The following is a 2,727-nucleotide window of genomic DNA, read 5'->3' on the forward strand; positions in this document are numbered from 1 at the left end:
GGAAGCGGCCAGCATCGTCGCGCCGGCCGTATTCGATCCGGCCACCGCGCGCGGGCAGTTTTCGATCGCGAGCCTCGATCACATGGCGCTGACGCTGATGCCTGACGTGAATGCGCGGCTGGAACAGCGCGCGCCCGGCATGAATCTCGACGTGCCGCCGTCACGCGGCAACAACGTCGAACTCGTGGTGGACGGCACGGCCGGTATCGCGCTCGGCGCGTTCGACGACGACACCCTGCCCGCCGGCATCTATCGTCGCAAGCTCTACGACGACAGCCTGGTCTGCATCGTGCGCAACGGGCATCCGGCGCTGTCCGCGCGGCTGACGCCGAAGCGTTTCGCGGCACTGTCGCACGTGCTGGTGACGATCGGCGGCCGCGGTGGCGAGCGGGTCGACGCAGCCCTCGCGCAGCACGGGCTGCAGCGGCGAATCGCGATGCGGCTGCCGCATTTTCTGGTGGCGCCGATGGTCGTCGCGAAGAGCGACATGACGCTGGTGCTGCCGCGCCGTCTCGCATGGCACGTCGCGCAGTCGATGCCGATCACGCCGGTGCCGCTGCCGGTCGAGGTGCCGCCGTTCGCGTTGACGATGATCTGGCACGAGCGTACGCACGACGATCCGGCGCACGGGTGGCTGCGCCGGCAGATTGCCGAGATCGCGCAGGACATGGCGCCGTAGCGCGGCCGCGAACGCTACCCCCGGTAGCGCAGCGCGTCGACCACCAGCGAAAACGCGGGGGACGCGTGACGGCGGCTCGGGTAGTAGAGGTAGTACGGCTCGTAGGTCTTGCGCCAGCCCGACAGCACTTCGACCAGTTGCCCCGTGGCAAGCTGATCGGCAACGTACGCATGCGGCAGGTACGCCAGCCCGAGCCCGCTCAGCGCCGCATCGCGCGCCGACCCGATGCTGTTGCCGACCAGTTGACCATCGACCTTCACGCGCTGCTCCTTGCCCGCTTTCGCAAACACCCACGGGAAATATTCGCCGTGCGTCGGCAGGCGCAGGTTGATGCAGAGATGCTCGGTCAGGTCGCGCGGGTGTTTCGGCGCCGGCCGGCGAACGAAATACGCCGGCGCCCCGACGACCGACATCGGATGCGGCGCGCTGATCTGCACGGCGATCATGTCTTTGGCCACGAGCCCGCCGCGCCGCACGCCCGCGTCGTAGCGGCCGCTGACGATGTCGGTCAGCCCGTAATCGATATTGAGTTCGACGCGTATGTCCGGGTACGCCGGCAGAAGCCGCGTCACGGCCGGCTGCAGGACATGCTGCACCGCATATTCGTCGGCATTGAGGCGGATCGTCCCGGCGGGTTTGTCGCGCAGGTGGGTAATTTCGTCGAGGCCCGCGTCGATCTCGCCCATGGCCGGGCCGATCAGCTCCAGCAACCGGCTGCCCGCGGCGGTCAACGAAACGCTGCGCGTGGTGCGCGCGAACAGCTGCAGGCCCAGCCGCGTCTCGAGCGCGCGGATGACCTGGCTGAGCGCCGACTGCGAGATGCCCAGGCGCGCGGCCGCGCGCGTGAAGCTGCCTTCTTCGGCGACCAGCAGGAAGGCCGTCAGGTCCTTGAGGTTGTTGCCGTTCATTCAGAAGCTCCGCTTATTACTGCATCAAAATTTTTCTGGATTATCACCGAGCCTGTCAAGGTCTAAAGTCCTCCTTGCCGCGAGCACCGACGGTACGCCCTCCTCGACGGCATACCGGCGTCCGGCTCGCTCACCGGGAGACCGTTCCCGATCCACTCATCGCGCGCAGGGCCCGATCGTCGACACGGCTGGCCACGCGCACACGACAGGACCTCACCATGAAAACCGTGACCTTCAAGAACCGCATGTGGGACGTGGCCGCCGATCTGCGCTTTCCTGAGGACTTCGATGAAACGAAGACCTACCCGGCCATCGTCTGCGCGCACCCGATCAGCAGCTGCAAGGAGCAGACGTCGGGCCGCATCTACGGCGAACAGCTCGCCGAGCAGGGGTTCATCACGCTGGCCTTCGACGCATCGACCCAGGGCGCGAGCGGCGGTGAGCCGCGCTTCAGCGAAGACCCGGCGCTGCGCGTGGAAGACTTCCGCTGCGCGGTGGACTACCTGGTCACGCTCCCGTTCGTGGACGAGCGGCGGATCGGCGTGCTGGGCATTTGCGGTGGCGGCGGTTATGCGGTCAATGCCGCGATGACCGAGCGCCGGTTCAAGGCGGTGGCAACGGTGGTCGGCGCCAACTATGGCCGCCTCATGCGCGAAGGCGACATGACGCCCGACTCGGCGCTGAAGACGCTGGACGCGATCGCCAGCCAGCGCACCGCGGAAGCACGCGGCGCGGAACCGCTGCTGACGACCTATATCCCGAACTCGCGTCAGGAATGCGAACAAGCGGGCCTGACCAATGTGGACATCGTCGAGGCGGTCGACTACTACAAGACGCCGCGTGGCCAGCAGCCCGGTTCGCCGAACCAGCTGCGTTTCGCGAGCCTCGCGCCGGCGGTCGGCTGGGATGCATTCTTCCTCGCCGAGCACCTGCTGACGCAGCCGCTGCACATCGTCGTCGGCGGCGGCGAGCCGGGCGCGTTCGGTTCGTACCGCGACGGCTTCGACCTGTACAGCCGCGCGCGGTCGAGCGAGAAGACGCTGCAGATCGTGCCCGGCGCCACCCACTATGACCTGTACGACCAGCCTGCGCCGACCGGCCAGGCGCTGGAGCAGCTGGTGCCGTTTTTCCGGAAGCACC

3 protein-coding genes are annotated in these 2,727 nt (G+C 67.7%); 2 read left to right on the forward strand and 1 reads right to left on the reverse strand.

Features of this window, described 5'->3' with window-relative positions; genetic code table 11:
- Window positions 1–679: LysR substrate-binding domain-containing protein (locus JYJ84_RS33450; RefSeq protein ID WP_205190041.1), on the forward strand; the 679-nt coding region annotated here is incomplete at its 5' end.
- Between the two features lie 14 nt (window positions 680–693).
- Here JYJ84_RS33450 and JYJ84_RS33455 read toward each other — a convergent pair.
- Window positions 694–1,587 (reverse strand): LysR family transcriptional regulator, encoded by an 894-nt coding sequence (locus tag JYJ84_RS33455; protein ID WP_175219861.1) that lies wholly within the window; start codon window positions 1,585–1,587, stop codon window positions 694–696.
- 218 nt (window positions 1,588–1,805) lie between these two features.
- Here JYJ84_RS33455 and JYJ84_RS33460 point away from each other — a divergent pair.
- The coding region (locus JYJ84_RS33460; protein ID WP_205190042.1) for an alpha/beta hydrolase at window positions 1,806–2,727 on the forward strand (922 nt) is incomplete at its 3' end.

The sequence above is a fragment of the Burkholderia sp. LMG 13014 genome (genome assembly GCF_905232215.1).
In the GTDB taxonomy this organism is placed as follows: domain Bacteria; phylum Pseudomonadota; class Gammaproteobacteria; order Burkholderiales; family Burkholderiaceae; genus Burkholderia.

Coding starts and splice junctions, on each gene's coding strand:
- JYJ84_RS33455 (WP_175219861.1), bottom strand. CDS start 1,587: ATGAACGGCAACAACCTCAAGGACCTGACGGCCTTCCTGCTGGTCGCC.